We start from the raw sequence: 25,381 nt of genomic DNA, 5'->3' as shown, positions 1-25,381 counted from the left end.
ACGGCACGTCATGGCGCGAGGTCCTCCGCGAGGACCCGCGCCATCGTGCGTTCGGCGAGCGCGGTGATGGTGACGAACGGGTTCACGCCGATGTTGCCGGGCACCAGCGAGCCGTCGGTGACGTACAGCTTCGAATAGCCCTTCACCCGGCCGTAGTCGTCGGTGGCCTTCCCCAGCACGCAGCCGCCCAGCGGGTGGTAGGTGAAGTCGTCGGCGAACACCTTGCTCCCGGAGCCGAACAGGTCGTAGCGGTAGATGGTGGCGTTCGCCGCGTTGATGCGGTCGAACAGTTTCTTCGCCATGCTCACCGAGACGGCGCTCTGCGCGGCGCTCCAGTCGAGCTTCACCCCGCCCGAGGCGGCGTCGTAGGTGAACGCGGCGCGCTGCGGGTTCTTGGTGATCGCCAGATAGAGGCTGACCCAGTGCTCGAGCCCGGTGGGCAGCGGCGCGATCTCCGCGAAGACGGGGTTGGCGGTGTTGGCCCAGTCGTCGATGCCCATGACCGGCATGGTCGACTGGTTGGCGCCGACGGTGTCCCACAGGTGGTTGGCGCGCCCCAGCATCACGTTGCCGTTGGTCCCCCAGCCCGCGCCCACACTGGCGTTCAGCGCGGGCAGCGTGCCGGTCTCCCGGGCGCGGACGAGGAGTTCGCTGGTCCCGAGGCTGCCGCCGCCGAGGAACAGGTAGGTGCAGCCGTACTGCTTGGTCTCGACGACCTTGCCCGTGTCGTCGATGCGGTCGGCGGTCAGGACGTACGTGCCGTCGGCGGCCCGGCTGACGCCGCGCACCTTCTCCATGGTGTGGATCGTGACGTTGCCGGTGCCGAGCGCCGCCGCCAGATACGTCTTGTCGAGGCTCTTCTTGCCGTGGTTGTTGCCGTAGATGACCTCCTGCCCGAGGGCCGACCTGACGGCGGTGCCGGCCGCCTCGCGCTGCATGTAGTCGAAGTCGTAGACGCTCGGCACGAAGGTGGTCTTCAGGCCGGTGTTCTGCGCGTGCTTGCGGGAGACGCGGGTGAACCGGTACCACTCGGTCGATTCGAACCAGGCGGGGTCGACGCTGTTGACGCCGAGCATGGCGCGGGCGCGCGGGTAGTACGTCGCGTACATCTCCGCCGCGTCGACGGTGGGGAACTGCTCGGCGAAGTACGCCGGGAGCGGGGTGACCGCCATGGAGCCGTTGACCAGGGAGCCGCCGCCGACCCCCCGGCCCACGAAGACGGACATGGCGTCGAAGTGCACCCGGTCCAGGACGCCCGGGTAGCGGCTGATGTCCTTGTTGACGAGGTCCAGCCACAGGAAGGTGGCCAGTGGGGCCTCGGTGCGGGTGCGGAACCACATGGACCGCTGGTCGGGGTTGGCGGTGTTGCAGAACACCTTGCCGTCGGCGCCGGCGGTGTTCCAGAGCCGGCCCATCTCCAGCATGAGGGTGCGGACTCCCGCCTGGCCGAGGCGCAGGGCGGCGACGGCGGCGCCGTAGCCGGAGCCGACCACGATCGCGGGGGCGGACTCGACCGCGGCGGGCTCGGCCGCCCGGGCCGACTGCAGGCCCACGCGGGTGAAGCCGAGGGCGGCCGCCGTCTGGAGGGCGGCCATACCAAGAATGTGACGTCTCGTCAGCTGACGCTGCATCAGTTTGGCTGTCATGTGCGCAGCATCAGCGGATTTTCGCCCTCCGCCTAGAGCAAAGGGCGGAAAAGTCTAGAGCAAGGTTTTCAGCTGCTCCGCGAGCAGGTCCCAGCGCCACTTCTCCTCGACCCACCGCCGGCCCCGCTCCCCCATCCGGCGGCGCAGCTCGGCGTCCCCGAGAAGGGCGACGATCCGCTCGGCGGCGTCCGCCGGCGAACCGCCCCGCACGACCCACCCCGTCTCGCCGTCCAGCACGGCGTCGGGCGCGCCCCCGGAGTCCCCGGCGACCACGGGCAGTCCGGTCGCCGACGCCTCCAGATAGACGATCCCGAGCCCCTCGACGTCGAGTCCGCCGCGCCGCGTCCGGCACGGCATCGCGAAGACGTCACCGGCGCCGTAGTGGGCGGGCAGCTCCGACCAGGGCACCGACCCCGTGAAGCGCACGGACGCGGCCACCCCGCTCTCGCGCGCGAGCCTGCGCAGGTCCTTCTCGTACGGGCCGCCCCCGACGATCAGCAGCACGGCGTCCGGCTCGGCGGCCAGGATCCGGGGCATGGCCAGGATCAGCGTGTCCTGCCCCTTGCGCGGGACCAGCCGCGACACGCACACGACCACCGGCCGGTCGGTCAACCCGAGCCGCGCCCGCACCTCGTCGCCGCCCGAGCCCGGATGGAAGGTCTTCTCGTCGACGCCCGGCGGCAACTGCACCATCCGGTCCGCTGCCTCGGCGCTGAGCGCGGTCGCGATCCGCGAGCGGGTGTACTCGCCGAGGTAGGTGATCGTGTCCGTGCTCTCGCCGATCCGGCCGAGCAACTGCCGGGCGGCGGGCAGCTGCGCCCACCCGGCCTCGTGCCCGTGGGTGGTGGCCACCAGCCGCTCGGCGCCCGCCCTGCGCAGCGCCGGCGCCATCAGCCCGAGCGGCGCCGCCGCCCCGAACCACACCGACGTGCACCCGTGCTCGCGCAGCAGCCCGGTCGCCCGGCGGGTCGCCGCGGGCGTCGGCAGCAGCATCGTCGTGGAGGCCCGGACGACGGTGAAGGGCTGCTCCGCGTCGAAGGCGGCGGTCGCCTCGACGCCCTCCCGGGAGCGCTTCCAGGTGGACGCGTGGACGACGAGCCGGTCCGGGTCGAGCCGGAGCGCCATGTTGTGCAGGAACGCCTGGATCCCGCCGGGGCGGGGCGGGAAGTCGTTCGTCACGATGAGGGTCTTGTGCATCGCGACCGACCCTATCCAAACGCCCCGCACGGCCGCGCCCGGCAGCGCCGCACGGTCCGCGGGGAGATCATGAACGCCATGGAGACGACGGCCGTGCGGCGGCCCCCGGCCTGCCTGCTGACGATCTGGGGCGCGACCCGCCTGACGCTGCTGCTCCTCGTCTTCGGGGTGCTCCGCTTCCCCGGCCCGGACGTCACCGCCGACGTCTTTGTCATCTACCGGGGCTGGTACGAGGGCCTGCGCGCCGGGGCCTTCCCGGTGGACGACGTCACCTGGCAGTACCCGCCCGCCGCCGCCCTCGCGATCCTCTCCCCCGCCGTGCTGCCCTTCCTCCAATACGCGTCGGCCTTCTTCGTCCTGGCCTTCCTCGCCGACCTGGCCGTCCTCGTGCCGCTGCTGCACACGGGCCTGCACCCCGGCCGGTCGCTGCGCGGGGCGTGGACATGGGTGGCGGGCGTCCCGCTGCTGGGCCCCACCGTCTACGCCCGCTACGACGTGATGGTGACGGCGGTCGCGGTCGCCGCCCTGGCCGCCGGTGTGCGCCGCCCCCGGACGATGGGAGCGCTGACCGGCCTCGCCGCGCTGCTGAAGGGCTGGCCGGTGCTGCTGCTGGCGGGCGCGGTGCGCCGTCGGGCGTGGGGTGCGGCGGCGGTGACGGCCCTCGCCCTGTGCGCCGCGTTCGCCCTCGCCGTGCCCGGCGCCTTCGCCTTCCTGGCCTTTCAGCGGGACCGCGGCGTCGAGGTGGAGTCGGTGGCCGGCCTCGCCCTGCATGTGGCCCGGCGCCTCGGCTGGCGGGGCGAGGTGCTGTTCCGCTACGGCTCGCTGGAGTTCGCCGGTCCGTACACGGGCCTCGTGAGCGACGTGGCGCTGGGACTGACGGCGCTCGCGTGCGGCTGGCTGCTGCTGTGGCGGCTGACCGCGAGACGCCTCGCGCCGCACACGCTCGCGGAGGCGGCCTTCACGGCGGTTCTCCTGTTCACCGTCACCAGCAGGGTGATCAGCCCGCAGTACCTCGTATGGCTCATCGGGCTCGCGGCGGTCTGCCTGTGCTCCGGGGCCGGCCGCATGACCGTGCCCGCCGCGCTGGTCGTGGCCGCGGCGGCCGTGACGGGTCTGGAGTTCCCGGCCTGCTTCGCGGACGTCGTCGCGAGCACCCCTTTCGGCGTCGCCCTGATGTTCTGGCGCAACGGCCTGCTGGTGGCCGCCGCGCTCACCGCGGCCGTGCGGCTGTGGCGCTCGACCGCGCCGGGCGCCGCCCCGCTCGCTCAGACCGCCCGCACCGGCGAGCCGGCGGTCTCCTCCTGACCCCTGGGCCACGCCCGCCGCAGCACCGCCCCCACCGCCACGCTCTGCACGCCCATGGAGAGCGCCAGCGCCAGACAGATCCCCGGCAGCCCCAGCCCCGACAGCGCGTACGCCAGCGGCAGCTGCACGGCCGTGCCCAGCAGGGTCACCCGCAGCAGCACCGGCGCTCCGCCACTGCCCTCGAAAACGCCGCCCACGGCGATGAACCCGCCCATGAGCAGCAGATAAGGCCCGACGCAGCGCAGGAACAGCACGCCCTCGCGGGCCACGCCGGGCCCGGCGCCGAAGGCGGTCATGATCCAGGGGGCCGCGGCGCACAGCAGCAGGGCGGCCACCAGAGCCACGGCCCCGGAGACGAGCACGGCCTGCCGCCCGATCGCCCGGCGCTCCTCGCGGCCCTCGCCCCGGGTGTGCGCGGTGTGGATGGAGGCGGCCTGGCGGACGGCGTAGAAGGCCATGGTCGCCACATACATGACCTTGTAGGCGATCGCGTAGGCCGCCACCGCCGTCACCCCGAGCCGCGCCACCACGGCGACCAGGGCGAGCGCCCCGCCCTGGCGCAGGGTGAAGTCGGCCGACATGGGCAGTCCGGTCGCCAGCGTGCGCCGCAGGGAGGCCCCCGTGGAGAGCGTGGGGACCGCCCGGACGGCCGTGCGCAGCACGGCGTGGCGGCGCAGGGCCGACAGTCCGGCGCAGAGCGCCGCGCCCCGGCACAGCACCGTGGAGACGGCGGCGCCCCGCACGCCGTAGAGGTGGATGAACAGCGGGTCGCCGACCAGGATCAGACCGTTGGCGAGCAGGGCCAGACGCATCGGCGTCCTCGTGTCGCCCGCGCCCTTGAGGATGCCGTCGACGAGCTGCTGGGCGAAGAAGACGGCGACGCCCGGCATCGAGATCGCGAAGTACGCGACGGCCAGCGGGAGGGCGGGGCCGCCCTGTCCGCCGAGCACGAGGCGGGCCAGCGGCTCGCGCAGCAGGAAGCCCCCGACCGCGATCACCGGCGTGACCAGCGCACACAGCGCCCAGCCGCCCCGTACCGCCGCACGCACCGCGCCGGCGTCGCGCGCGCCCCTGGCATGGGCGACCAGCACGGTCGTCCCCGAGGCGAACACCAGCGCCACGCCCAGCAGCACGTTCTCGGCGTTGGTGGCGACCGCCACGGCGGCCACCGACGGCCCGCCCAGCCGGGACACCCAGACCGTGTTGATGATCCCGGCGGCCACGGAGGCCAGGAGCGAGAAGTAGACCGGACGGGCGAGCGCCACGAGCTGTCCGCGATGACTGTCCACGACGGGTCCCCCTCGGAAGTCCGGCAACGCGGCCGGCCGACACCTCATGTCGGATACCTGCTGTCGGGTACCTGACGTCTGCTACCTCTTATCGAGCTACCTCTTGTCGAGTTACCTCTAAACGAGGTAGCTCGATAAGAGGTAGCATGCCGTCAGCGCGTCCGCAAGGGAGGGCCATGCTTGAGCTGTCGATCCTCGGCTTCCTCGCCGAGGAGCCGCTGCACGGTTACGAGCTGAAGGAGCGCATCACCGCCCTGACCGGCCATGTCCGCCCGGTCAGCGACGGCGCGCTCTACCCGGCGATCACCCGCCTGGTCACCGCGGGCAGGCTCGACCAGCACACCGAGGACGGCGCGGGCGCGGCTCCCCGCCGGGTGCTGACCCTCACCGACCGGGGGCGGGCGGACCTGCTGGAGCGCCTGCGCCGCCCGAAGCAGGCCGAGATCACGGACCAGGTCCGCTTCAACACCGTCCTGGCGTTCCTGCGTCACCTTCCCGACCCCGCGGAGCAGGCGGCCGTTCTGCGGCGGCGCCTGGACTTCCTGGAGGCGCCGGCGAGCTTCTTCTACGTCGACGGCGAGCCCGTGCGGGCGGAGCGGGAGGACGACCTGTTCCGGCGGGGCATGCTGCGGGTCGCACGGGCGACGGGCCAGGCGGAGCGGGCGTGGCTGCGCGAGGCGATCGAGGAGCTGACCGGGCCGGGCCGGACCGGGTGACCCGGCGGCCCGCCGCACCGTCCCGGCCGCTCAGCCGAGCTGGGCCTTCAGGTAGTCCTGCCAGTCCCCGGTGAACTCCGGGAGGGAGGTGCCCAGGACGTCCTTCAGCGCGCCCTCCACCGCCCCCGGCCGCTCCTGGTGCTCCCCGACGGCCCGGTAGAACGCGTCGAGCTTCGCCTCGCCCCACCGCTCGGCGATCATCCGGCAGGCCAGCCAGCCGCCTTCGTACGCCTCGGCCAGCCGGCCCGCGTCGCCGGAGAACGCGAAGTCGCCGTCCGCGGGCAGCGCCGCCGGGACGCTCCCGGTCATGACGGAGTGCTGCAGTTCCGGCGCGACCTCGGGCGGGGTGCGCCCGGTGCCGCGGTAGCCGACCCAGTCGGCGTACCCCTCGGACAGCCACAGCGGGGTGGCGGCGTCGGTGTGGGCACGGGTGGCGACATGCGTCGTCTCATGGGTGAGCACCACCTGCCGGCCGACCCGGCCGAGCATGCCGTACGCGTCGGGGTTGACGATGACCCGGTCCGCGGGTGCCCTCGTCCGGCCGCCCGTCTCCCCCGTCGTCACCGCGGCGATCCCCCGGTAGGCCGCGGCGGGCGAGCCGAGCAGCCCCGCCATGCCCGCCAGCGACTTCGGCACCAGGACGACGACATGGCCCGCCCAGGCGGTGCCCCAGGCCGCCGAGACCGCGGGGACGGCGTCGTCGGCCAGCTCCGCGAAGGACCGCAGCCGGTCATCGGACTGCCCGACCCCCATCACCAGACTGTGCGTCCCGCGCACGACGTTCACCGTGCCCTGGTCCCACAACTGCTGGCCGGTCGCCTTCGCGGGCTTCTCCGACGTCACCGACCAGCGCCCGCCCGTGTCCCGGGCCAGGCGCACGATGCGCTTCACGACCACCGGGGCCCGGTCGTAGCCCTCGACCCGGTAGCTCAGCTCGGCGTCCGCGCCGGCGCCGCCCCCGTCGCGCCGCAGCGCCGTCACCCGGTAGGACCAGGCCGCCAGCGGAACGGACCGCACGGCGGCGAACCCGGCCGCGTCGCCGGTGGCCGCGTAGGCACGTGCGTCGCGGTGGAGGACCGCGGCGGCCCGCCGGTCGAGGAGCCTCTGCACATCGGCCCGCGCGCCGTCCGTGCCGGGACGGCCGCCGCAGGCGACCAGGGAGGCGAGGAGCGTGACGACCACCGGCCAGGGCCCCACGACCCGGAATCCGCGCACCCGCCCTCGACCAGTCATCCACCCGATCGTACGGCGGGCCCGCCGGACGGGCCGAGGGTCAGGGCCGGGTGACGGACGAGACCGGCATCATCCCGACCGGGTCGTAGCGCACCGGCGCGCCCGGATAGGGGGCGTGGATGACCTGGCCGTTGCCCACGTACATGCCGACATGGCTGGCGTCGGAGCGGTAGGTGACGATGTCGCCGGGCCGGGCCTGGGAGAGCGGGACCCGCCGGCCGGCGTGCGCCTGGGCCTGCGAGGTGCGCGGCAGCGAGACGCCGGCCTGCGCGTACGACCACTGCATGAGGCCCGAACAGTCGAAGCCGGAGGGCCCGTTGGCGCCCCAGACGTACGGCTTGCCGAGTGCGGAGCGGACGGCGGCCAGCGCGGCGGCCGCCCGGCCGGACGCCGGGACCGAGCCCGAAAGGCCGGGCAGGTCCTCGCGGTCGGAGCGGGAGGCCCGGTCGTAGGCGGCGCGTTCCCCGGACGGCAGCGAGTTGAGCAACTCCCTCGCCCTGGCGAGTTTTCGCTCCACGGTCCGCTTGTGGCCGACCACGGCCCGGCGGCTCTTCTCCAGCTCGGCGAGCTTGCGGGCGGCCTCGGAGCGCTCCTGGGCGAGGTCGCGCAGGGCGCCCTGCAGTTCCCTCAGTTCACCGGCCTGGCGGGCGGTGATCCGGTCCAGGACGGACGCCCTGGCGAGGTACTCCTCCGGGTCGTCGGAGAACAGCAGCGCCAGGGAGGGGTCGAGGCCGCCCGAGCGGTACTGGGCGCCGGCCAGCGAACCGAGCCGGTCGCGCAGGCCGTTGACGCGCTCCTGCTGGCGGGCGATGTGGTCCTGGGCGTCGCCGACCTGCCGGCGCAGGGCGCCGGCGCGTTCGTCGGCCTCGTTGTAGGCCTCGGTGGCCTTCTCGGCCTCCTCGTAGAGACGGTCCACCTCGGCACGGGCGCCGTCGTGCGGTGCGGCCGTGGCCGGTACGGCGGACACGGCGCCGAGAGCGGCGGCCGCGACGGACAGCACGCTCAGGGCGCTGCAGGCGCCCCGGTCGAACCCGGACTGTGCAAGGCGGCGATGGGACCCCACGGGAAGCCGCGCTCCTTCCACCGATGGACAGGGAAACGCGGCAGACAGTAGCCCCGGGACGGGGGGTCGGCCAAAGACCTCGGCGGGCACGCACAGTGACGCCCCGCCGCTGACGCAGGTCACCGGCGGGGCGTGGGGTCACTCCTCGTCGTCATGATTCGCCCGTTCGGGCGGCGTGGCGTCCTGATCCTGAAGTGGATCAGGACTCCGGTCCGGCGTGGATCAGACCCGGACGCCGAACATGAACGGGCCGCCGATCGTGCCCATCGACTCGTAGCGCACGACGGTTCCGGTGCGCGGCGCGTGGATGATCTGGCCGTTGCCCGCGTACAGACCGACATGGTGCAGGTCGTTGAAGAAGAACACCAGGTCGCCGACCTTGAGGTCGCTCTGCGAGTAGATGCGCGTGCCGATGTTGGCCTGCTGCTCCGAGGTCCGCGGGATGCCGACGCCGGCCTGTCCGTAGGCCCAGGAGGTGAGGCCCGAGCAGTCGTACATGGCGGTGCCGGTGGAGCCGTAGTGGTAGGGCTTGCCGAGCTGGCTCTGCGCGGCCTGGAAGGCGGCCATGGCCCGGCCGGAGCCGGTGGGGGCGTCGCCGAGGTCGACCCGCTGACCGGCGTCCCGGCTGGCGCGGGTGTCGGCGGCGGCGAGGGAGGCCTTCTCCTTGGCCGTCAGCGTGTTGAGGAGCTTGCGCGCCTCGGCGAGCTTGGCCTGGACTTCCTTCTTCTTCTTGCCCAGCTCCGTGCGGGTGGTGGCGAGGTCCTTGAGCTTGCCGGAGGCCTCGGTGCGCTGCTGCGCGAGCTGGCGCTGCTTCTCCTGGATCTTCTTGAGCGCCTCGACCTGCTGGGCGCTCAACTGGTCCGCGGCCGAGGCCTTGTCCAGGAAGTCGTCCGGGTTCGAGGACAGAAGGAGCTGCAGGGAGGAGTCTATGGACCCGGTGCGGTACTGGGCGGCGGCCGCGAGCCCCATGGAGTCGCGCAGCTCGTTGAGATCCGCCTGCCCCCGGGCCACGTTGTCCTGGATGGTGGAGATCTCCTTCTGGAGCTTCTCCTGCTTCTCCTGGGCCCCGTTGAAGGTCTCGGTGGCCTGCTCCGCCTCTTCGTAGAGCTTGTCGACCTTGCTCTTGACCTCGTCCTTGGTGAGCTTCTGGCTGGGCGCCGCGTTGGCGGCCTGCGAGCTCAGCACGACGGCAGCGGCGGCTGCGGTGGTCAGCACGGTCACGCGTGCGCGACTCGGCTGCTTGGGTCGACGGTGGGACGCCACGGAGACGGGCTCCTTCTTTTGAGTGATCACCCGTGTGGAGGTTCGAGGCCTGACCTTAGTGACCTCGCCGTGATCAGTTCAAATCCTCAGAAGAAAAAAACCCATCACGCAACGCAGTTTTTTCACTCAACTCACGAGCAGTGATGCGCGATTGACGCTACGTTGCGTGACGATTGCGTCAATTCGGTCATTAAACCTGCGAAGTTCGACCTTCAGGACAGGCGCTTCAGAAGTACCGCGGAAGCCACGGGTCGGGCGCCCACCTTGGCCACCCCGTCCGCCACCTCGCGGTCGGTCGAAGCGACGATGACCGGACGGCCGGACGGCTCGGCCCGCACCAGTTGACGGATCAGCTCGTCGGCCGTGACGCCCGGCTTGGAGAACAGTACCCGCACCCCGCGCGGCGGCGCGAGCAGCACCGGAGCAGCCAGTTCGGCCCCGTCGAAGACACAGGTGACCTCGGCGCCGGTCTGCGCGGCGAGCTGCGACAGCTGCCCCAGCAGCCTCAGCCGCTGCTTCTCCAACGGCATCTGCGGATAGCCGGTCTTGGTGACGTTGTAGCCGTCGACGACGAGATGCGCCTGCGGCAGCGCGAGCAACTGGTCGAGAATGGCCGGATCGTGCTCCGACAGGGCCCGGGCGGCGATGTCCTTCGGCGTCATCCGGCCCGGCTCGACCGCGTCGACGGTCTCCGCCGGCCGTACCGACACCGGTGGCAGCGCCAGTTCCCGACGCAGCCCCTGGGCGGCGTCGAGCACGGTGTCCAGCAGCAGCCGCACCCGCATGTCCTCCACGCTGCGGCCCTCGCGCGCCGCCCGCCGGGTGGCCTCCAGGGCGGCCTCGGCCTCACCCAGCCGCGCCTTCAGCCGCCGGGCCTCGCTCTCGGCGGCGGACACCTGTGCGTGCCCCTCGGCGCGCGCGGTCTCGAACTCGGCCTGCACCTTGCGCAGCGCGGCCTCGCCCCGCTTGACGTCGCTGAGGGCCGAACGCAGCTTGCGGTGCAGCGACTCGGTCTCCTTCTTCGCCGCGTCCAGCTCGGCGCGCAGCCGCTCGGTGTCGGTCCGGGTCTGCTCCCGGGCCCGGTCGAGCTCCTCGCGCAGCCGCTCCAGTTCGGCCCGGCTCTCCTCGTCGGCCCGCTCCGCGTCCGCCCGCTGGGCTTCCTCGCCGGCCGCGGTGACCAGCTTCACCCAGCCGACGGGCCGCAGCACGTAGGCCGCGGCCGCCACGTCGAGCGGATCCGCGGCCGGGGCCGGCGAGCCGGAGTCGAGGGCGCCGGACAGCTCCGGCTGCACCTCTCTGAACTTCTCGGCGATGCGTTGTCTGAAGAGCGGATCGGTCTCCAGCGCGGCCGCCATCGCGTTCCCCGCGAACTTCGCCCGGCGATTGGGGGCGAACCGGGCGTACTGGCGCAACTGGACGGGCAGTTCGCCGACGGTCAGCCCGCCGAAGCCGTCGGAGACGATCGTGACGACCCTGCGCCGCACGCCGTCCGGCAGCGGACGGTCGAGCATCTCGGCGGCGCCGTCGCCCGGCCCCCCGCCTGCGCTCTCCACCATCCGTCACACCCCAATACTGTGCGGGGCCTCTCCCGCTCTCGACGTCGCTCGAGCGGAGGGGCTCCCACCGTCAGGAACCGGCGCCCGGCCGGTCCACGAGTTCCACCTGGTCCACGGCGTTGCACCAGCGGCACCGCACCGACTCGATGGTCTCACTGACCACGTCGCGCTCCTCGACCTTCGGCTCGCCGGCGAGGTCGAGGTGCACGTACTCGACGACCTTCGACGAGCGCGTCACGTCGAACCGCGTGAGGTTGCCGCAGAGCGTGCAGCGCCACCGCGTCGCGGCGGTCGGCAGGGGAACCGTCATCGTGACTTTCCGCTTCCTTCTAGTGTCCCGCTTCTGGTGCCGGGGTCGGGCCGGAGGCTCCCCCGTGCGTGTGGCTCGTAACCCTACGGCCTGGCGGGTACTCGCCGCCCGTCCGTCCACGGGGGCCGTCGGACGGCGAGGCGGCCCAGAGGAGTGCGTCCTGTTACGTCATGCTTTGTCACCATGATCAGCAACTGGAACGGGACGGTCCGCGGTGCGCTCCGCACTTCCTCGGCGCCGGTGACCCATGGCCTGATCGCACTGTGCTGTCTGATCTTCGTGATCGGCCCCGCCTCGGGCCTCAACCCGGCGTACGGTGCCGGCGGCGGGCTGCCGGCCGCGCAGCGCGCCTACTTCCGGCGCTGGGGCGTGGTGCCCGCCGAGCTCTTCGAGGGCGCTCCAGGGGCCGTCCTGAGGCCGGCCACCGCTCTCTTCGTCCACGGCAGCTGGGTGCATCTGCTGGGCAACATGCTCTTCCTCCACGTCTTCGGGGCGATGACCGAGCGCCGGATGGGACGCGTGGAGTTCACTCTCTTCTACACCGGCTGCGGCTATCTGGCCCTGCTGGGCTACGCGGCCGCCAACGCCACGTCGTCGCAGTCCCTGGTCGGCGCCTCGGGCGCGATCTCCGCGGTGCTCGGCGCGTTCCTGTACCTGTTCCCCCGGGCGCGGGTGACCAGTCTCCTGCCGTTCCTGTTCTTCCTGCCGCTGCGCTTCCCGGCCTGGGTCGTGCTGCCCTTCTGGGCGGCCCTGCAGTGGGTGGGGGCGGGGCGGGCGTCCCAGGGGCCGGGGGTGGCGTATCTGGCGCACCTGGTCGGCTTCGGGCTGGGGCTCTTCTACGCGTGGGCCCGCTTCGGCGAGCGGAGGGGCCCCCGGGGCGGTCCCGCAAGGGCGGCGGAGGGCGACGGGCGGGCGACTAGAGTGAAGGCCGCCCCAGCTCCGGCCCCCGAGGGAGAGAACCAGCCGTGATCACCGCGATCGTCCTCATCAAGACCAGCGTGGACCGGATCCCCGAGATCGCCGAGCGGATCGCCTCGCTGGACAGCGTCAGCGAGGTCTTCTCCGTGACGGGGACGTACGACCTCATCGCGATGGTCCGGGTGAAGCAGCACGAGGACCTCGCAGAGGTCATCCCGGGCAGCATCAGCAAGATCCCCGGCGTCGAGGGGACGGACACCCACGTGGCGTTCCGCACCTACTCGCAGCACGACCTGGAAGCGGCGTTCGCCATCGGCCTGGACTCGTAACGCAGCGTCGCGCTCCGCGTCCTGCGGGGCCCCGACGTGGCCGGGCGCGCGGTTCCCCGCCCCCGAGGGGCGTGCCCTCCACGTCGGGACGTCGGGGGCACGGGCCCCCGGGGGCGCGGGGTGCAGGGGGCCGCGGGTCAGTTCACCGACGGGACGCAGCGGCCGTTCTCCGTGCGGTAGCGCCACTTCGCTCCCTGGGTGACCAGTTCACGGACCGCCGTCACGAAGCGGTCGACGTGCTCGTCGGGCGTGCCGGCGCCGAAGCTCACGCGGATGGCGTTGAGGGACTTCTCCCCCGGGGCCGCCTCGGGCGCGCCGCACTCGCCCTGGGTCTGCGGGTCGCTGCCCAGGAGGGTGCGGACCAGGGGGTGGGCGCAGAAAAGGCCGTCGCGGACGCCGATGCCGTACTCGGCGGAGAGGGCGGCGGCGAAGTGGGAGCTGTTCCAGCCCTCGACGACGAAGGAGATCACGCCGACCCGGGGGGCGTCGTCGCCGAAGAGGGACAGGATCCGCACCTCGGGGACGTCGGCCAGCCCCTCCCGCACCTTCGCGATCAGGTGCTCCTCGCGGGCGACCAGGTCGTCGAAGCCCGCCTCCGTGAGCGCCTTGCAGGCCGAGGCGATGGAGTAGGCGCCGATGACGTTCGGGGAGCCGGCCTCGTGACGGGCGGCGCTCTCGTGCCACTCCACGTCCACTCCCCCGTCCTCGCGCCGGGTGACCTTGCGGCTGGCGCCGCCGCCCGCAAGGTAGGGGTCGGCCTCGGCCAGCCAGTCGGCGCGGCCGGCCAGGACGCCGCTGCCGAAGGGCGCGTACAGCTTGTGGCCGGAGAAGGCCACCCAGTCCACGTCGAGGTCGCGGACCGACACCGGGTGGTGGGGGGCCAGCTGGGCGGCGTCCAGGACGATCCGGGCGCCGTGGGCGTGCGCGGCCGCCGCGAGCTCGCGCACCGGCCACAGCTCTCCGGTGACGTTCGACGCGCCGGTGACGCAGACCAGGGCCGGGCCCTGCGGGTCGCGCTCGGCGAGCGCCCGCTCCAGCGTCTCGACGGCCCGGCGCGGGCTGCGCGGGGCGTCGAGGTAGGTGACCCGGGCATCCTGCCAGGGCAGCAGCGAGGCGTGGTGCTCGGTCTCGAAGACGAAGACCTGGCAGCCGGCGGGGAGCGCGGAGGCGAGCAGGTTGAGGGAGTCGGTCGTCGAGCGGGTGAAGATCAGCTGGTCGTCGGAGCGGCAGTCGAGGAACTCGGTCACGGTCCGGCGGGCGTTCTCGAAGAGGTCCGTGGAGAGCTGCGAGAGGTAGCCGGCGCCGCGGTGGACACTGCCGTAGTAGGGGGCGTAGGCCGCCACGTCGTCCCAGACGCGCTGGAGGGCGGGGGCGCTGGCCGCGTAGTCGAGGGCCGCGTAGGCGACCTCGCCGCCGGTCACGAGCGGGACGGTGACATCCTGGCCCAGAACGGGCAGCGGGGCGCAAAGGGTACGGGCAGCGGCAAGGGTGGAGACGGACATGGCGAAACTCCCGTGAGAGGCAGGACGGAACCACCGTGCGGGCGGACATGGCTCCGCCACGGAGGAAGGTGAAAGGGGATGCGGAGGCGGGGCTCTACGCCCTATCGCATTCGCTTGCTCACGAGAGACTCCCTCGGACGACCCAGGACCCCTGGTGACGCGAGGGGTCCGCGCTTGCCGTGGACCTTGCTGTCCACGACCTGGTCTTCACCCGGGGCACCCCGCCACGGACGGAGGGTTGCCGGACAGTCGGCCGGGGCCTCATGACTGTCACTCATGACCTGATACAGGAAGCTACGACAGGTGATCGTCGTCCCGCAACCCGTGTCCGGATCGCGGGACGACCGCTCTCGCCGGCGTCACGCGTTGCTGGCCGCCACCCAGCGCTCCAGCGCCCGCTTGGCCGCGCCGGAGTCGATCGACTCGGCTGCCCGGTCCATGCCGGCCCGCAGCTGCTCGGCCAGCGGCCCGGCGCCCGGTTCGAGCGCCACCAGCGCCGCCGCCGAGTTCAGCAGGACGGCGTCGCGCACCGGGCCCGTCTCGCCTTCCAGCAGACGGCGGGCGACCTCCGCGTTGTAGGACGGGTCGCCGCCGCGCAGGGCCTCCACCGGGACGAGTTCGAGACCGACGTCCCGCGGGTCGAAGCTCTCCTCGGTGACCTTGCCGTCGCGCACGACCCACACGCGCGAGGTGGCCGTGGTGGTCAGCTCGTCGAGTCCGTCGTCGCCGCGGAAGACCAGGGAGGAGTTGCCGCGCTCGGCGAACACGCCGGCGACGACCGGCGCCATGCGGGGATCGGCGACCCCGACCGCCTGGGCCGCAACCCTGGCCGGGTTGGTCAGCGGACCGAGCACGTTGAACACCGTGCGGATGCCCAACTGGCCGCGCGCCGCGCCCACATGACGCAGGGCCGGATGGAATTTGACGGCGAAGCAGAAGGTGATCCCGGCTTCCCGGGCGACCTCCGCCACCCGCTTGGGGGTCAGCTCCAGATTGACGCCGAGCTTCTCCAGCACGTCCGAGGCGCCGGACGCGGAGGACGCGGCCCGGTTGCCGTGCTTGACGACCGTGGCGCCCGCGCCCGCGACGACGATCGCCGACATCGTGGAGATGTTGACGGTCTTCGCGCCGTCGCCGCCCGTGCCGACGATGTCGACGGTCGGCCCCGGCACCTCGATCAGGTTGGCGTGCTCGTACATCGCCCGGACCAGCCCGTTGATCTCCGCGACGGTCTCGCCCTTGGCCCGCAGCGCCACCACGAACCCGGCGATCTGCGCGTCGGTCGCCTCCCCGCGCATGATCCGGTCCAGCGCCCAGAACGTGGCGTCCGCGTCCTGGTCGCGGCCGTACAGCAGGCCGTTCAGTACCTCGGGCCAGGAACGGCCCGCCGCGGTGTCGCCTCCAGCGGGGGTCACAGCGCTCATAGCCGCTCCTGCGTGTGTCGTCGTGAGTCGTGTGTGTCGTCGTGCGTCGTCGTGCGTCGTCGCCTCGCGAACCGGGAGCCGCGAGCCGTGGAACGAGGTGAACCCCACCCTATCCAGCCGCGGGCACGCCGAAGGGCCCCGTCCGGTCTCCGGACGGGGCCCTTTCCTGTGGCGTGGCGACGCCTCAGCGATCAGTGGTGGCCGTGGCCGCTCGTGATCTCCTTGTACTCCTCGACAGTGGGCTTCGGGATCTGCTGGTCCTCGCCGAAGTACGCTCCGCTGATCTTGGCGCGGAGCTTCTCCTTGCCCGTGACCTTGCGCTCGACGCCGTTCTCGTCGACGGTGGCGCCGATCGCGGCCGGCTCGTACTGCTCGTGAGCCGTGAGGGTGTGCAGCTGCTCCTGGCTGAGCGGCTCGTGGATCTCGATGAACTCACCGTGCGGCAGGCGCTTGATGGTGCCGGTCTCGCGACCGTGCAGCACCTTGTCCTTGTCGCGCCGCTGCAGGCCGAGGCAGATCCGCTTGGTGGCGATGTACGCGATGACCGGTCCGACGAAGAAGAAGATCCGGACGAACCAGGTGATCGTGTTGATCGACAGGTGGAAGTGGGTGGCCCACAGGTCGTTGCCACCGCCGACCAGCGTGATCATGTACATCGTGACCCAGGCGACGCCCAGGGCCGTACGCGTCGGCGCGTTGCGCGGGCGGTCCAGGATGTGGTGCTCGCGCTTGTCGCCGGTGATCCACGCCTCGATGAAGGGGTAGAGCGCCAGCGCCGCGAGGACCACGCCGAACAGGACCAGCGGGATGAACACGCCCAGGACCAGCGTGTGACCCCAGAGGTTGATCTCCCAGCCCGGCATGAAGCGGATCAGGCCCTCGGCGAAGCCCATGTACCAGTCGGGCTGGGCGCCGGTCGACACCTGGTCCGGACGGTAGGGGCCCATGGCCCAGATCGGGTTGATCTGCGCCACGGCGGCGATGGCCGCGATCACGCCGAAGACCAGGAAGAAGAAGCCTCCGGCCTTGGCCATGTACACCGGCAGCAGCGGCATGCCCACGACGTTCTTGTTGCTCTTGCCGGGGCCCGCGAACTGCGTGTGCTTGTGGTAGAAGACCAGGATCAGGTGGCCCACCATCAGGCCCAGCATGATGCCCGGCAGCAGCAGGATGTGGATCGAGTAGAACCGCGCCACGAAGTCGTGACCGGGGAACTCGCCGCCGAACAGGAACATCGAGATGTACGTGCCGACGATCGGCATCGACAGGATCGCGCCCTGCGTGAAGCGCACGCCGGTGCCGGAGAGCAGGTCGTCCGGGAGCGAGTAACCGGTGAAGCCGGTGAACATGCCCAGGACGAACAGCAGGAAGCCGAACAGCCAGTTGACCTCACGCGGCTTGCGGAACGCACCCGTGAAGAACACGCGCATCATGTGCACGAACATGCCGGCGAGGAAGATCAGCGCCGCCCAGTGGTGGATCTGCCGGATGAGCAGACCGCCGCGCACGTCGAAGGAGATGTGCAGGGTCGAGCTGAACGCCTCGGACATCAGCTGTCCCTGGAGCGGGACGTAGCTGCCGTGGTACTCCACCTCGGTCATCGACGGGTGGAAGAACAGCGTCAGATACACACCCGTCAGGATGATGATGATGAAGCTGTACATGCACACTTCGCCCAACATGAACGACCAGTGGTCGGGGAAGATCTTGCGCATGTTGGACTTGGCGAGGGAGTAGATCCCCAGCCGGCCGTCGGCCCAGTCGGCGATGCGCTCGCCGGCCGGCGCCTTCCCGCGTTCGCGGGTCACGGCGCTGTCGTGGTTCTCTGTCGTGCTCATCCGCGCTCCCAGAAGGCAGGACCGACGGGCTCTTCGAAGTCGCCGAGCGCCTGAAGGTAGCCCTCGTCGCTCACGCCGATGCGCAGCTGCGGCAGGGCGTGACCGGCGGGGCCGAAGATCACTCGGGCACCGTCGGAGAGGTCGAAGGTGGACTGGTGGCAGGGGCACAGCACGTGGTGCGTCTGCTGCTCGTACAGGGAGATCGGGCAACCGACGTGGGTGCAGATCTTCGAGTACGCCACGATGCCCTCGTGCGACCACTCGAGCTCGCGCTTGTCCTTGATGTTGTCCGGCTGCAGCCGGACGATCATCAGGGCCGCCTTGGCGATCTCGTTCTGGAAGTCCTCGTCGTGCTCCTCCAGGCCCTCGGGCTTGGCGAAGGTGAGAGAACCGACGGCCACGTCCGACGGACGCAGCGGCTCGTTCGTGTTCATGTTGACGAGCAGCTTGCCCTTGGCCCACAGCGTGTGCCGCAGCTTGTCCTCGGGCAGCGGGCCGAGGTCGCGCAGCAGCACGACACCGGACAGCGGCACCAGGGCGACCGCGCCGAACAGCGTGTTGCGGATCAGCTTGCGGCGGCCGAGCGCCGACTCCTTGGCGCCCTGGCGGAAGTCCGCGTGGACCTTCGCACGGACCTCGGGGCTCGCGGCGATGGGGTGCCGCTCGTCGGCGACCTCGACGTCCGACATCAGGGTGCGGGCCCAGTGGACCGCGCCGGCGCCGATGGTGAACAGGGCCGTGCCCAGGGTCAGGCCCAGCGCGAAGTTCAGCGCGCTGAGGTGGCCGATCGGGAACACGAAGATCGACTTGTCGGCGGGGATCGCCACGTACGAGGCGATGAACCCGACCGTGGCGAGCATCGACAGCGTGAACAGGAAGGCGACCGCACGCTCGGACCGCTTGGCGGCCCGCTCGTCGATGTCCTGGACGCGGTGCTCGTGGGGCGGCAGACCGGGGTCCGCGAACGGGTTCTTCTCGTCCGCGACGCCTACCGCGCCGTGCACATGCTCGTTGTGTCCTGCGGACTGCTCAGCAGGCAGGTTCTCTTCTGGAATGTCTTGGCTACTCATGACTTCTTGGCCTTTGCGGTCCGAGCGGCAACCCAGACGGCGACCGCGATCAGTGCGCCGAGACCGAAGATCCAGGCGAACAGGCCCTCGCTGACCGGCCCGACGCCGCCCAGCTCCAGACCACCGGGGTTGTCGGTGTCGCTGCTGTTGACCGCGTGCAGGTACGCGATGATGTCCTTCTTGTTCTGCTCCGACAGGGTGGTGTCGGGGAAGGAGGGCATGTTCTGCGGGCCGGTCTGCATGGCCTCGTAGAGGTGCTTCGGGTCCACGTCCTCGAGGGTGGGAGCGAACTTGCCCTTGGTGAGGGCGCCGCCCTTGCCGGTGAAGTTGTGGCACTGCGCGCAGTTGGTGCGGAACAGCTCGCCGCCCTTGGCGATGTCCGCGCCCTCCGGGCCGTACTCGGCCTTGGTGGGAACGGCCGGGCCGGAGCCGAGCGAGGAGATGTACGCGGCGAGCTGGTCGATCTCGGCCTGCGTGTAGATGTTCTTCTTCTTCACCACCTGCGGGCCCTGGGAGGTCGCCGCCGGCATGCGGCCGGTGCCGACCTGGAAGTCGACGGCCGCGGCGCCCACGCCGACCAGGCTCGGACCGTCGGAGGTGCCCTGACCGCCGGTGCCGTGGCAGCTGGCGCAGCCGACGGCGTAGAGCTTCTTGCCCTCGTCGATCGTGAGGGACTGGGCGCTGTCGTCTGCCTGCGCCTTGCTCGCGGGCGCGAACGCGGCGTACAGCCCCCCTGTGCATGCCAGCGCGAGGAGTAGGACGACGAGCGCCGCCAGCGGATGGCGTCGTCGTGCGGAGAGCTTTTTCACGGATTACCCCGGTGTCAGGATCTTCTGCGTCGATGCTTGTGGAAGTGCGGGAGCGGGCCCCGGCTACTTGATCAGGTAGATCGTGGCGAAGAGGCCGATCCAGACGACATCGACGAAGTGCCAGTAGTAGGACACGACGATGGCCGCGGTCGCCTGCTCGTGGGTGAACCTCTTGGCCGCGTAGGTGCGCCCGAGGACGAACAGGAAGGCGATGAGGCCGCCCGTCACGTGCATCCCGTGGAAGCCGGTGGTCAGGTAGAACACCGAGCCGTACGGATCGGAGGAGAGCGAGAGCCCGTCCTTCTTCACCAGCTCCGTGTACTCGTAGATCTGACCGCCGATGAAGATCGCACCCATGATGAAGGTGACGATGAACCACATCCGCAGCTTCTTCACGTCACCGCGCTCGGCGGCGAAGACGCCGAGCTGGCAGGTGAGCGAGGAGAGCACCAGGATCGTGGTGTTCGTGGCCGAGAACGGGAGGTTCAGGGCCTCGGCCATCTCCTTCCAGTGATCAGGACCCGTCACCGATCGCAGGGTGAAGTACATCGCGAAGAGGGCCGCGAAGAACATCAGCTCGGAACTCAGCCAGATGATGGTTCCGACGCTGGTGAGGTTCGGTCGATTGACCGACGGGTGCGCGTGCCCGGTGTCTACTGTCGTTGCTGTCGCCACGACCGACATTATGTCGGTCCCTTATCCCGCCCTCACTCCGGGGGGTGCCGTTCGGAGTGTTCGCACCGTGTGTACTGCCCGGATGGCCCATCGAAGCCGTGTTCCAAGCGGTGTTGACGAGGTGGGTGAGGGAGTAGCATCCGCGGCATCGGTTCTGTCCGTACGACACTGATGTCACGGAGGAAGCATGCAGGCGACCGCCACGGTGCTGGTCTACAGCGACGACTCCAACACGCGGGAGCAGGTACGGCTCGCGACCGGCCGCAGGCCCGCACCGGACGTCCCTGTGGTGGAGTTCCTGGAGTGCGCGACGCCTGCGGCGGTGCAGCTCGAGCTGGACCGGGGCGGCATCGACGTCGTCGTCCTCGACGGGGAGGCCGCGCCCATGGGGGGCATGGGGCTGTGCCGTCAGCTCAAGGACGAGGTGTTCCGATGCCCGCCGGTGCTGCTGCTCATCGGGCGGCCCCAGGACGCGTGGCTCGCCACCTGGAGCCGGGCCGACGCGGCCGTGACGCTGCCTGTGGAGCCCGTGGAGTTCGCGGGGGCCCTGGCGTCCCTGCTGCGGACGAAGAGGCTCCAGCAGAGCGCGTAGCGCAGGAGGGGCGGGTCGCGGCGGCGTCGCGGACGCGGGCCGGGGCCGTCTGTCGCGCCCGCCCGCGGAGCCGTGCCCGTCACGGCCGGCCCCGCACCCCCGACGGCGTCTAGACGGCCGCCGGGCTCAGACGGGCCGTCTCCTGGTCCGTCTGCTGCTTGGCGCCGGTCAGCGCGCTGCCCGTGATCCACTTCTTCCAGTCCAGGTTCCAGTCGCCGAAGCCGTTGCCGAACGTCTCCATCGTGTCGCCGTTGCTGTTGACGACCTGGACGACGTCGCCCTGACGGATGTGGTCGAAGAACCACTCGGCGTTGGACGTGCTCATGCCCGTGCAGCCGTGGCTGACGTTCGCGTACCCCTGGGAGCCCACGGACCAGGGGGCGGCGTGGACGTACTCGCCGCTCCAGGTGACGCGGGTGGCGTAGTAGACGGGCAGGTCGTAGGAGTCCGAGGAGCCCTCCGCGATGCCCACGGTGGTCCCGCGCATCCGTACGAAGTACTCCTTGCCCAGGACGACCTTGACGCCGTTGCGGGTCTCGAAGCCGGGCTTGCCGGTGGTGACGGGGATCTGGTTGATCTCCTCGTTGTTCTTGAAGACCGTCATGGAGTGCGACGCGGCGTCCGTCACGGCGATGACCCGGTCGCCGATGGTGAGTTTGAGCTCCTTGGCCGGGCCGCCCCACAGCCGGTCGCTGATCTTGATGCCGTCCAGGTTGCTGCGCACGCGGACGGTGGCGTGGGCGGGCCAGTAGTCCTTGGGGCGGTAGTGGAGTTCCTTGTCGTCCACCCAGTGCCAGCCGCCCTGCACGGACGGCGAGGAGGTGACCTTGAGGCCGCGTTCGACGACGGCCCGCTCGGCGGGGTCCTTGACGGGCTGGTCCAGCTTGGCGGTGACGGGCTGCCCGACGCCGTACTCGCCGGCGTCGGGGCCGAACTCGACCGCCAGCCGCTTCTTGGTGGTGGGCTTGCCGGTGTCGAAGGCGAGGACCCGGCGGCCGGGGGCGCCGTCGTCGTCCTCGGTGCTCACGCGGACGGTGTAGTGGGCGCCTGCGGCCAGCGGCTCGGTGCTGTGCCAGCGGCTGCCGTCGGCGGCGAGTTCGCCCGCGAGGTAGCGGCCTGTGCCGTCCACGGCGGTGACGTCCGTGATGCGGTCGTCGTCCTCCGCGGTGACCTGCAGGGGCTTGTCCGGGTCGGCCTTCTCGCCGTCGCCGTCGGGGGCGTTGAAGGAGATCTGGTCCGTCGCGTCGTAGGGACGCGCGGAGAGCGGGTCGTCGTCCGAGCCGCAGGCGCTTGCGACCGCGCCCAGGGCGATCACCAGCAGGGTGCAGCCGACGACGGTGCGAGGGCGTGGTTCGTGGCTCATGGCTTCACGCTAGGGAGCCGGGTCGGCCGCGGCGCGCTGGGTGACACGGACGGAGGACCCCCGCTACGGCAAAAGCGTGAGCCCGGACCCTCCTGACGGAGTGTCCGGGCTCTCGCCGCAGGTCACGCGTGCTACTGGGTGCGGTTCTCACCGCGGTAGTACTCGAAGACCCAGCCCCACAGGCCGATCATGATCAGCGGGGCGGAGAAGTAGAGCAGCCACCAGCCGACCGCGACACCGAGGAAGGCCATGGCGCCGCCGACGGCGAGCGACAGCGGCTGCCAGCTGTGCGGGCTGAAGAAGCCCACCTCGCCGGCGTCGTCCGCGACGTCCGCCTCCTTGTTGTCCTGTGCGCCCGCGTCGACCCGCCGGGCGGTGAAGCCCAGGTAGAAGCCGATCATGATGCACAGGCCGAAGGCCAGGAAGAGGGCCGTGGTGCCGGCCGGCTCCTTCGACCACACGCCATAGACGATCGCGATGGCGAGGACGAAGACGCTCAGCCAGAAGAACATCTTCCCCTGGATCTTCACTTGCCGGCCTCCTTGCTGCCCGCGATGGCGCTGGCGCCGTGGCCGCTGTGCTCCAGCTGCTCGAGCGCGGCGATCTCCGGGTGGTGCAGGTCGAACGCCGGGGATTCACTGCGGATCCGCGGCAGGGTGATGAAGTTGTGGCGCGGCGGCGGGCAGGAGGTGGCCCACTCCAGGGAGCGGCCGTAGCCCCACGGGTCGTCGACGCCGACCGGCTTGCCGTACTTGGCGGTCTTCCACACGTTGTAGAAGAACGGCAGGACGGACAGGCCGAGGACGAACGAGCTGATCGTCGAGATCGTGTTCAGGGCGGTGAACCCGTCCGCGGCGAGGTAGTCCGCGTAACGGCGCGGCATGCCCTCGGCACCCAGCCAGTGCTGGATGAGGAAGGTGCCGTGGAAGCCGATGAACAGCGTCCAGAAGGTGATCTTGCCGAGGCGCTCGTCGAGCATCTTGCCGGTCATCTTCGGCCACCAGAAGTGGAAGCCGGAGAACATCGCGAAGACGACGGTGCCGAAGACGACGTAGTGGAAGTGCGCCACCACGAAGTACGAGTCGGACACGTGGAAGTCCATCGGCGGCGAGGCCAGGATGACGCCGGTCAGACCGCCGAAGGTGAAGGTGATCAGGAAGCCCGTCGCCCACAGCATCGGCGTCTCGAAGGACAGGGAGCCCTTCCACATGGTGCCGATCCAGTTGAAGAACTTCACGCCGGTCGGAACGGCGATGAGGAACGTCATGAAGGAGAAGAACGGCAGCAGCACGCCTCCGGTGACGTACATGTGGTGCGCCCACACCGTCACGGACAGACCGGCGATCGAGATGGTCGCGGCCACCAGGCCCATGTAGCCGAACATCGGCTTGCGGGAGAAGACCGGGATGACCTCGGAGATGATGCCGAAGAACGGCAGGGCGATGATGTACACCTCTGGATGGCCGAAGAACCAGAAGAGGTGTTGCCACAGCAACGCTCCGCCGTTCGCGGCGTCGAAGACATGCGCCCCGAATTTCCGATCCGCCTCCAGCGCGAACAGCGCGGCGGCCAGGACGGGGAAGGCCAGCAGGACCAGGACGGCCGTCAGCAGCACGTTCCACACGAAGATCGGCATGCGGAACATCGTCATGCCGGGTGCGCGCATGCAGATGATCGTGGTGATGAAGTTGACCGCGCCCAGGATCGTGCCGAAGCCGGAGAAGGCCAGACCCATGATCCACAGGTCGGCGCCGATGCCCGGGGAACGGACCGCGTCCGACAGCGGGCTGTAGGCGAACCAGCCGAAGTCGGCCGCGCCCTGCGGGGTGAGGAAGCCGCCCACCGCGATGGTCGAGCCGAACAGGTACAGCCAGTAGGCGAACATGTTCAGCCGCGGGAACGCCACGTCGGGCGCGCCGATCTGCAGCGGCATGATCCAGTTCGTGAAGCCGGCGAACAGCGGCGTCGCGAACATCAGCAGCATGATCGTGCCGTGCATCGTGAACGCCTGGTTGAACTGCTCGTTCGACATGATCTGCAGGCCCGGACGGGCCAGCTCGGCGCGCATGAGGAGCGCCATGACGCCGCCGATGCAGAAGAACGCGAACGACGTGACCAGGTACAACGTACCGATGGTCTTGTGGTCGGTGGTCGTCAGCCACTTCACCACGACGTTGCCGGGCTGCTTGCGCCTGACCGGCAGCTCGTTCTCGTACGAGTCCTCAGCTGCGGAGGCACCCTGGGGTTCGTTGAGGATGCTCACAGGACGTTCGACTCCCGGTTCTTCTCGGGGCTCGTTTGCTCGATGCCGGCCGGAACGTAACCGGTCTGCCCGTTCTTGGCGAGGTCCTTCAGGTGCTGCTGGTAGCGCTCCGGAGAGACGACCTTCACGTTGAAGAGCATCCGGGAGTGGTCGACGCCGCACAGTTCGGCGCACTTGCCCAGGAAGGTGCCCTCGCGGTTCGGGGTGACCTGGAACGAGTTGGTGTGACCCGGGATGACGTCCTGCTTCATGAGGAACGGCACCACCCAGAAGGAGTGGATGACGTCACGCGAGGTGAGGACGAAGCGGACCGTCTTGCCCTTGGGGAGCCAGAGGGTCGGGCCCGGGTTGTTGGTCTGCGGGTTCCGCTCACCGGGGGTGCCGCAGGTGTAGACGCCGCCCGCGTCGGACGGGAAGTCCTTCTTGTACCGGTCCGGGATCGCGGCCAGGTTCGCGTCGGTCGTCGCGTCCCCGTGGGAACCGTCGACCTTCTCGATGTAGTTGAAGCACCAGCTCCACTGGAAGCCGACCACGTTGACCGTGACGTCGGGCTTCTTGTCGAGGCTCAGCAGCTTCGACTCGTCGCGGGCGGTGAAGTAGAACAGCACCGAGACGATGATGATCGGCACGACCGTGTACAGCGCCTCGATGGGCATGTTGTACCGGGTCTGCGGAGGGATTTCGACCTTGGTTCGGCTGCGCCGGTGGAAGAAAGCACTCCACAGGATCAGGCCCCACACCAGCACGCCGGTGGCCAGCGCGGCAGCCCACGATCCCTGCCACAGGGAGAGGATCCGCGGAGCCTCTTCTGTGACCGGGGTGGGCATGCCAAGGCGGGGGAAGTCCTTGTATGTGCAACCGGTGGCGGTCGCCAGGACCAGGCCCGCGGTCATTGCCTGCAGCAGCTTCCGCCGCATCGGGCGCCGCGGCGAGCGGTCGGAGCCGTTGGGACTCACGTAGCGCCTTCCCGAGAGTCTCGCCCGCGCGGTTGGCTGCGGCCTGCCTTCTCGCTGGTCGGTC

At 70.7% G+C, this 25,381-nt stretch carries 23 protein-coding genes and 1 riboswitch; of the genes, 5 read left to right on the top strand and 18 right to left on the bottom strand.

Going from position 1 to position 25,381, the window contains the following annotated elements:
* Positions 1 to 8 precede the first annotated feature (8 nt).
* The gene (locus Sri02f_RS05050; protein WP_445009685.1) at positions 9 to 1,646 is read right to left on the bottom strand and encodes a GMC oxidoreductase; all 1,638 of its coding nucleotides are present in this window, start codon (positions 1,644 to 1,646) and stop codon (positions 9 to 11) included.
* A 54-nt stretch (positions 1,647 to 1,700) separates the two neighbouring features.
* Entirely contained in the window at positions 1,701 to 2,843 is a 1,143-nt protein-coding gene (locus Sri02f_RS05045) for a glycosyltransferase family 4 protein (RefSeq protein ID WP_108999858.1), read from the bottom strand.
* A gap of 78 nt (positions 2,844 to 2,921) precedes the next feature.
* Here Sri02f_RS05045 and Sri02f_RS05040 point away from each other — a divergent pair, with 78 nt between their 5' ends.
* The gene (locus tag Sri02f_RS05040) at positions 2,922 to 4,148 is read left to right on the top strand and encodes a glycosyltransferase 87 family protein (RefSeq protein ID WP_109000189.1); all 1,227 of its coding nucleotides are present in this window, start codon (positions 2,922 to 2,924) and stop codon (positions 4,146 to 4,148) included.
* Here Sri02f_RS05040 and Sri02f_RS05035 read toward each other — a convergent pair.
* Complete coding sequence (locus Sri02f_RS05035) at positions 4,109 to 5,437, bottom strand: MATE family efflux transporter (RefSeq protein WP_108999857.1); 1,329 nt, start codon at positions 5,435 to 5,437, stop codon at positions 4,109 to 4,111. The genes Sri02f_RS05040 and Sri02f_RS05035 overlap by 40 nt on opposite strands.
* A 176-nt stretch (positions 5,438 to 5,613) precedes the next feature.
* Between Sri02f_RS05035 and Sri02f_RS05030 the strand changes: the two genes are divergently transcribed.
* Entirely contained in the window at positions 5,614 to 6,153 is a 540-nt protein-coding gene (locus Sri02f_RS05030; RefSeq protein WP_108999856.1) for a PadR family transcriptional regulator, read from the top strand.
* Positions 6,154 to 6,183: 30 nt separating this feature from the next.
* Here the strand turns inward: Sri02f_RS05030 and Sri02f_RS05025 are convergent, their stop codons facing one another.
* From Sri02f_RS05025 to Sri02f_RS05005, 5 genes are all read right to left on the bottom strand, one after another.
* A complete protein-coding gene (locus tag Sri02f_RS05025; protein WP_108999855.1) occupies positions 6,184 to 7,386 on the bottom strand; it encodes a hypothetical protein in 1,203 nt (400 codons plus the stop codon).
* A gap of 40 nt (positions 7,387 to 7,426) precedes the next feature.
* A complete protein-coding gene (locus Sri02f_RS05020; RefSeq protein ID WP_108999854.1) occupies positions 7,427 to 8,449 on the bottom strand; it encodes a C40 family peptidase in 1,023 nt (340 codons plus the stop codon).
* Positions 8,450 to 8,671: 222 nt separating this feature from the next.
* A complete protein-coding gene (locus Sri02f_RS05015; protein WP_108999853.1) occupies positions 8,672 to 9,712 on the bottom strand; it encodes a C40 family peptidase in 1,041 nt (346 codons plus the stop codon).
* Positions 9,713 to 9,924: 212 nt separating this feature from the next.
* Positions 9,925 to 11,268, bottom strand: a complete 1,344-nt coding sequence (locus Sri02f_RS05010) for an NYN domain-containing protein (RefSeq protein ID WP_108999852.1) — start codon at positions 11,266 to 11,268, stop codon at positions 9,925 to 9,927.
* Positions 11,269 to 11,338: 70 nt separating this feature from the next.
* Entirely contained in the window at positions 11,339 to 11,578 is a 240-nt protein-coding gene (locus Sri02f_RS05005; protein WP_108999851.1) for a hypothetical protein, read from the bottom strand.
* Between the two features lie 183 nt (positions 11,579 to 11,761).
* Here Sri02f_RS05005 and Sri02f_RS05000 point away from each other — a divergent pair, with 183 nt between their 5' ends.
* Both Sri02f_RS05000 and Sri02f_RS04995 read left to right on the top strand, forming a co-directional pair.
* Positions 11,762 to 12,547: a rhomboid family intramembrane serine protease gene (locus Sri02f_RS05000; RefSeq protein WP_108999850.1), complete on the top strand. Its 786-nt coding sequence runs from the start codon at positions 11,762 to 11,764 to the stop codon at positions 12,545 to 12,547.
* Positions 12,544 to 12,825: an Lrp/AsnC family transcriptional regulator gene (locus Sri02f_RS04995; protein WP_069771225.1), complete on the top strand. Its 282-nt coding sequence runs from the start codon at positions 12,544 to 12,546 to the stop codon at positions 12,823 to 12,825. The genes Sri02f_RS05000 and Sri02f_RS04995 overlap by 4 nt, the downstream gene beginning before the upstream one ends.
* Before the next feature lie 137 nt (positions 12,826 to 12,962).
* Here the strand turns inward: Sri02f_RS04995 and Sri02f_RS04990 are convergent, their stop codons facing one another.
* From Sri02f_RS04990 to ctaE, 6 genes are all read right to left on the bottom strand, one after another.
* Positions 12,963 to 14,327 carry an aminotransferase class V-fold PLP-dependent enzyme gene (locus Sri02f_RS04990; RefSeq protein WP_108999849.1) on the bottom strand — a complete coding sequence of 455 codons (1,365 nt, stop codon included), beginning with the start codon at positions 14,325 to 14,327 and terminating at the stop codon, positions 12,963 to 12,965.
* Positions 14,328 to 14,492: 165 nt separating this feature from the next.
* A riboswitch (SAM riboswitch) is annotated at positions 14,493 to 14,609 on the bottom strand.
* Positions 14,610 to 14,686: 77 nt separating this feature from the next.
* Positions 14,687 to 15,751, bottom strand: a complete 1,065-nt coding sequence (gene trpD, locus Sri02f_RS04985) for an anthranilate phosphoribosyltransferase (RefSeq protein ID WP_108999848.1) — start codon at positions 15,749 to 15,751, stop codon at positions 14,687 to 14,689.
* 191 nt (positions 15,752 to 15,942) lie between these two features.
* The gene (gene qcrB, locus Sri02f_RS04980; protein ID WP_108999847.1) at positions 15,943 to 17,589 is read right to left on the bottom strand and encodes a cytochrome bc1 complex cytochrome b subunit; all 1,647 of its coding nucleotides are present in this window, start codon (positions 17,587 to 17,589) and stop codon (positions 15,943 to 15,945) included.
* Complete coding sequence (gene qcrA / locus Sri02f_RS04975) at positions 17,586 to 18,659, bottom strand: cytochrome bc1 complex Rieske iron-sulfur subunit (RefSeq protein WP_108999846.1); 1,074 nt, start codon at positions 18,657 to 18,659, stop codon at positions 17,586 to 17,588. The genes qcrB and qcrA overlap by 4 nt, the downstream gene beginning before the upstream one ends.
* The gene (gene qcrC / locus Sri02f_RS04970; RefSeq protein WP_108999845.1) at positions 18,656 to 19,468 is read right to left on the bottom strand and encodes a cytochrome bc1 complex diheme cytochrome c subunit; all 813 of its coding nucleotides are present in this window, start codon (positions 19,466 to 19,468) and stop codon (positions 18,656 to 18,658) included. Before qcrC ends, qcrA begins: the two co-directional genes overlap by 4 nt.
* A 63-nt stretch (positions 19,469 to 19,531) precedes the next feature.
* Positions 19,532 to 20,152, bottom strand: coding sequence for an aa3-type cytochrome oxidase subunit III (ctaE, locus tag Sri02f_RS04965; protein ID WP_069771220.1), 621 nt, complete (start codon positions 20,150 to 20,152; stop codon positions 19,532 to 19,534).
* A 178-nt stretch (positions 20,153 to 20,330) separates the two neighbouring features.
* Between ctaE and Sri02f_RS04960 the strand changes: the two genes are divergently transcribed.
* Positions 20,331 to 20,735: a response regulator gene (locus Sri02f_RS04960; protein WP_108999844.1), complete on the top strand. Its 405-nt coding sequence runs from the start codon at positions 20,331 to 20,333 to the stop codon at positions 20,733 to 20,735.
* Between the two features lie 109 nt (positions 20,736 to 20,844).
* Here Sri02f_RS04960 and Sri02f_RS04955 read toward each other — a convergent pair whose 3' ends face one another.
* From Sri02f_RS04955 to ctaC, 4 genes are all read right to left on the bottom strand, one after another.
* Positions 20,845 to 22,098, bottom strand: coding sequence for a L,D-transpeptidase (locus Sri02f_RS04955; protein WP_108999843.1), 1,254 nt, complete (start codon positions 22,096 to 22,098; stop codon positions 20,845 to 20,847).
* Positions 22,099 to 22,229: 131 nt separating this feature from the next.
* The gene (locus tag Sri02f_RS04950) at positions 22,230 to 22,628 is read right to left on the bottom strand and encodes a cytochrome c oxidase subunit 4 (protein WP_108999842.1); all 399 of its coding nucleotides are present in this window, start codon (positions 22,626 to 22,628) and stop codon (positions 22,230 to 22,232) included.
* Complete coding sequence (ctaD, locus tag Sri02f_RS04945) at positions 22,625 to 24,361, bottom strand: aa3-type cytochrome oxidase subunit I (RefSeq protein ID WP_108999841.1); 1,737 nt, start codon at positions 24,359 to 24,361, stop codon at positions 22,625 to 22,627. The genes Sri02f_RS04950 and ctaD overlap by 4 nt, the downstream gene beginning before the upstream one ends.
* Entirely contained in the window at positions 24,358 to 25,317 is a 960-nt protein-coding gene (gene ctaC, locus Sri02f_RS04940; RefSeq protein ID WP_108999840.1) for an aa3-type cytochrome oxidase subunit II, read from the bottom strand. The genes ctaD and ctaC overlap by 4 nt, the downstream gene beginning before the upstream one ends.
* Between the last annotated feature and the right edge of the window lie 64 nt (positions 25,318 to 25,381).

It is taken from the genome of Streptomyces rishiriensis, assembly GCF_003112535.1.
Taxonomy (GTDB): Bacteria; Actinomycetota; Actinomycetes; order Streptomycetales; family Streptomycetaceae; genus Streptomyces; species Streptomyces rishiriensis.
The sequence above is the reverse complement of the archived record's forward strand: the minus strand, read 5'-3'. Positions and strand labels throughout refer to the sequence as shown.

What these genes read in the sequence shown, in the direction of transcription:
- Sri02f_RS05050 (WP_445009685.1), bottom strand. Translation starts at nt 1,646, where the DNA reads ATGACAGCCAAACTGATGCAGCGTCAGCTGACGAGACGTCACATTCTT.
- Sri02f_RS05045 (WP_108999858.1), bottom strand. Translation starts at nt 2,843, where the DNA reads ATGCACAAGACCCTCATCGTGACGAACGACTTCCCGCCCCGCCCCGGC.
- Sri02f_RS05040 (WP_109000189.1), top strand. Translation starts at nt 2,922, where the DNA reads ATGGAGACGACGGCCGTGCGGCGGCCCCCGGCCTGCCTGCTGACGATC.
- Sri02f_RS05030 (WP_108999856.1), top strand. Translation starts at nt 5,614, where the DNA reads ATGCTTGAGCTGTCGATCCTCGGCTTCCTCGCCGAGGAGCCGCTGCAC.
- Sri02f_RS05025 (WP_108999855.1), bottom strand. Translation starts at nt 7,386, where the DNA reads ATGACTGGTCGAGGGCGGGTGCGCGGATTCCGGGTCGTGGGGCCCTGG.
- Sri02f_RS05010 (WP_108999852.1), bottom strand. Translation starts at nt 11,268, where the DNA reads ATGGTGGAGAGCGCAGGCGGGGGGCCGGGCGACGGCGCCGCCGAGATG.
- Sri02f_RS05005 (WP_108999851.1), bottom strand. Translation starts at nt 11,578, where the DNA reads ATGACGGTTCCCCTGCCGACCGCCGCGACGCGGTGGCGCTGCACGCTC.
- Sri02f_RS05000 (WP_108999850.1), top strand. Translation starts at nt 11,762, where the DNA reads ATGATCAGCAACTGGAACGGGACGGTCCGCGGTGCGCTCCGCACTTCC.
- Sri02f_RS04990 (WP_108999849.1), bottom strand. Translation starts at nt 14,327, where the DNA reads ATGTCCGTCTCCACCCTTGCCGCTGCCCGTACCCTTTGCGCCCCGCTG.
- trpD (WP_108999848.1), bottom strand. Translation starts at nt 15,751, where the DNA reads ATGAGCGCTGTGACCCCCGCTGGAGGCGACACCGCGGCGGGCCGTTCC.
- qcrB (WP_108999847.1), bottom strand. Translation starts at nt 17,589, where the DNA reads ATGAGCACGACAGAGAACCACGACAGCGCCGTGACCCGCGAACGCGGG.
- qcrA (WP_108999846.1), bottom strand. Translation starts at nt 18,659, where the DNA reads ATGAGTAGCCAAGACATTCCAGAAGAGAACCTGCCTGCTGAGCAGTCC.
- ctaE (WP_069771220.1), bottom strand. Translation starts at nt 20,152, where the DNA reads ATGTCGGTCGTGGCGACAGCAACGACAGTAGACACCGGGCACGCGCAC.
- Sri02f_RS04960 (WP_108999844.1), top strand. Translation starts at nt 20,331, where the DNA reads ATGCAGGCGACCGCCACGGTGCTGGTCTACAGCGACGACTCCAACACG.
- Sri02f_RS04955 (WP_108999843.1), bottom strand. Translation starts at nt 22,098, where the DNA reads ATGAGCCACGAACCACGCCCTCGCACCGTCGTCGGCTGCACCCTGCTG.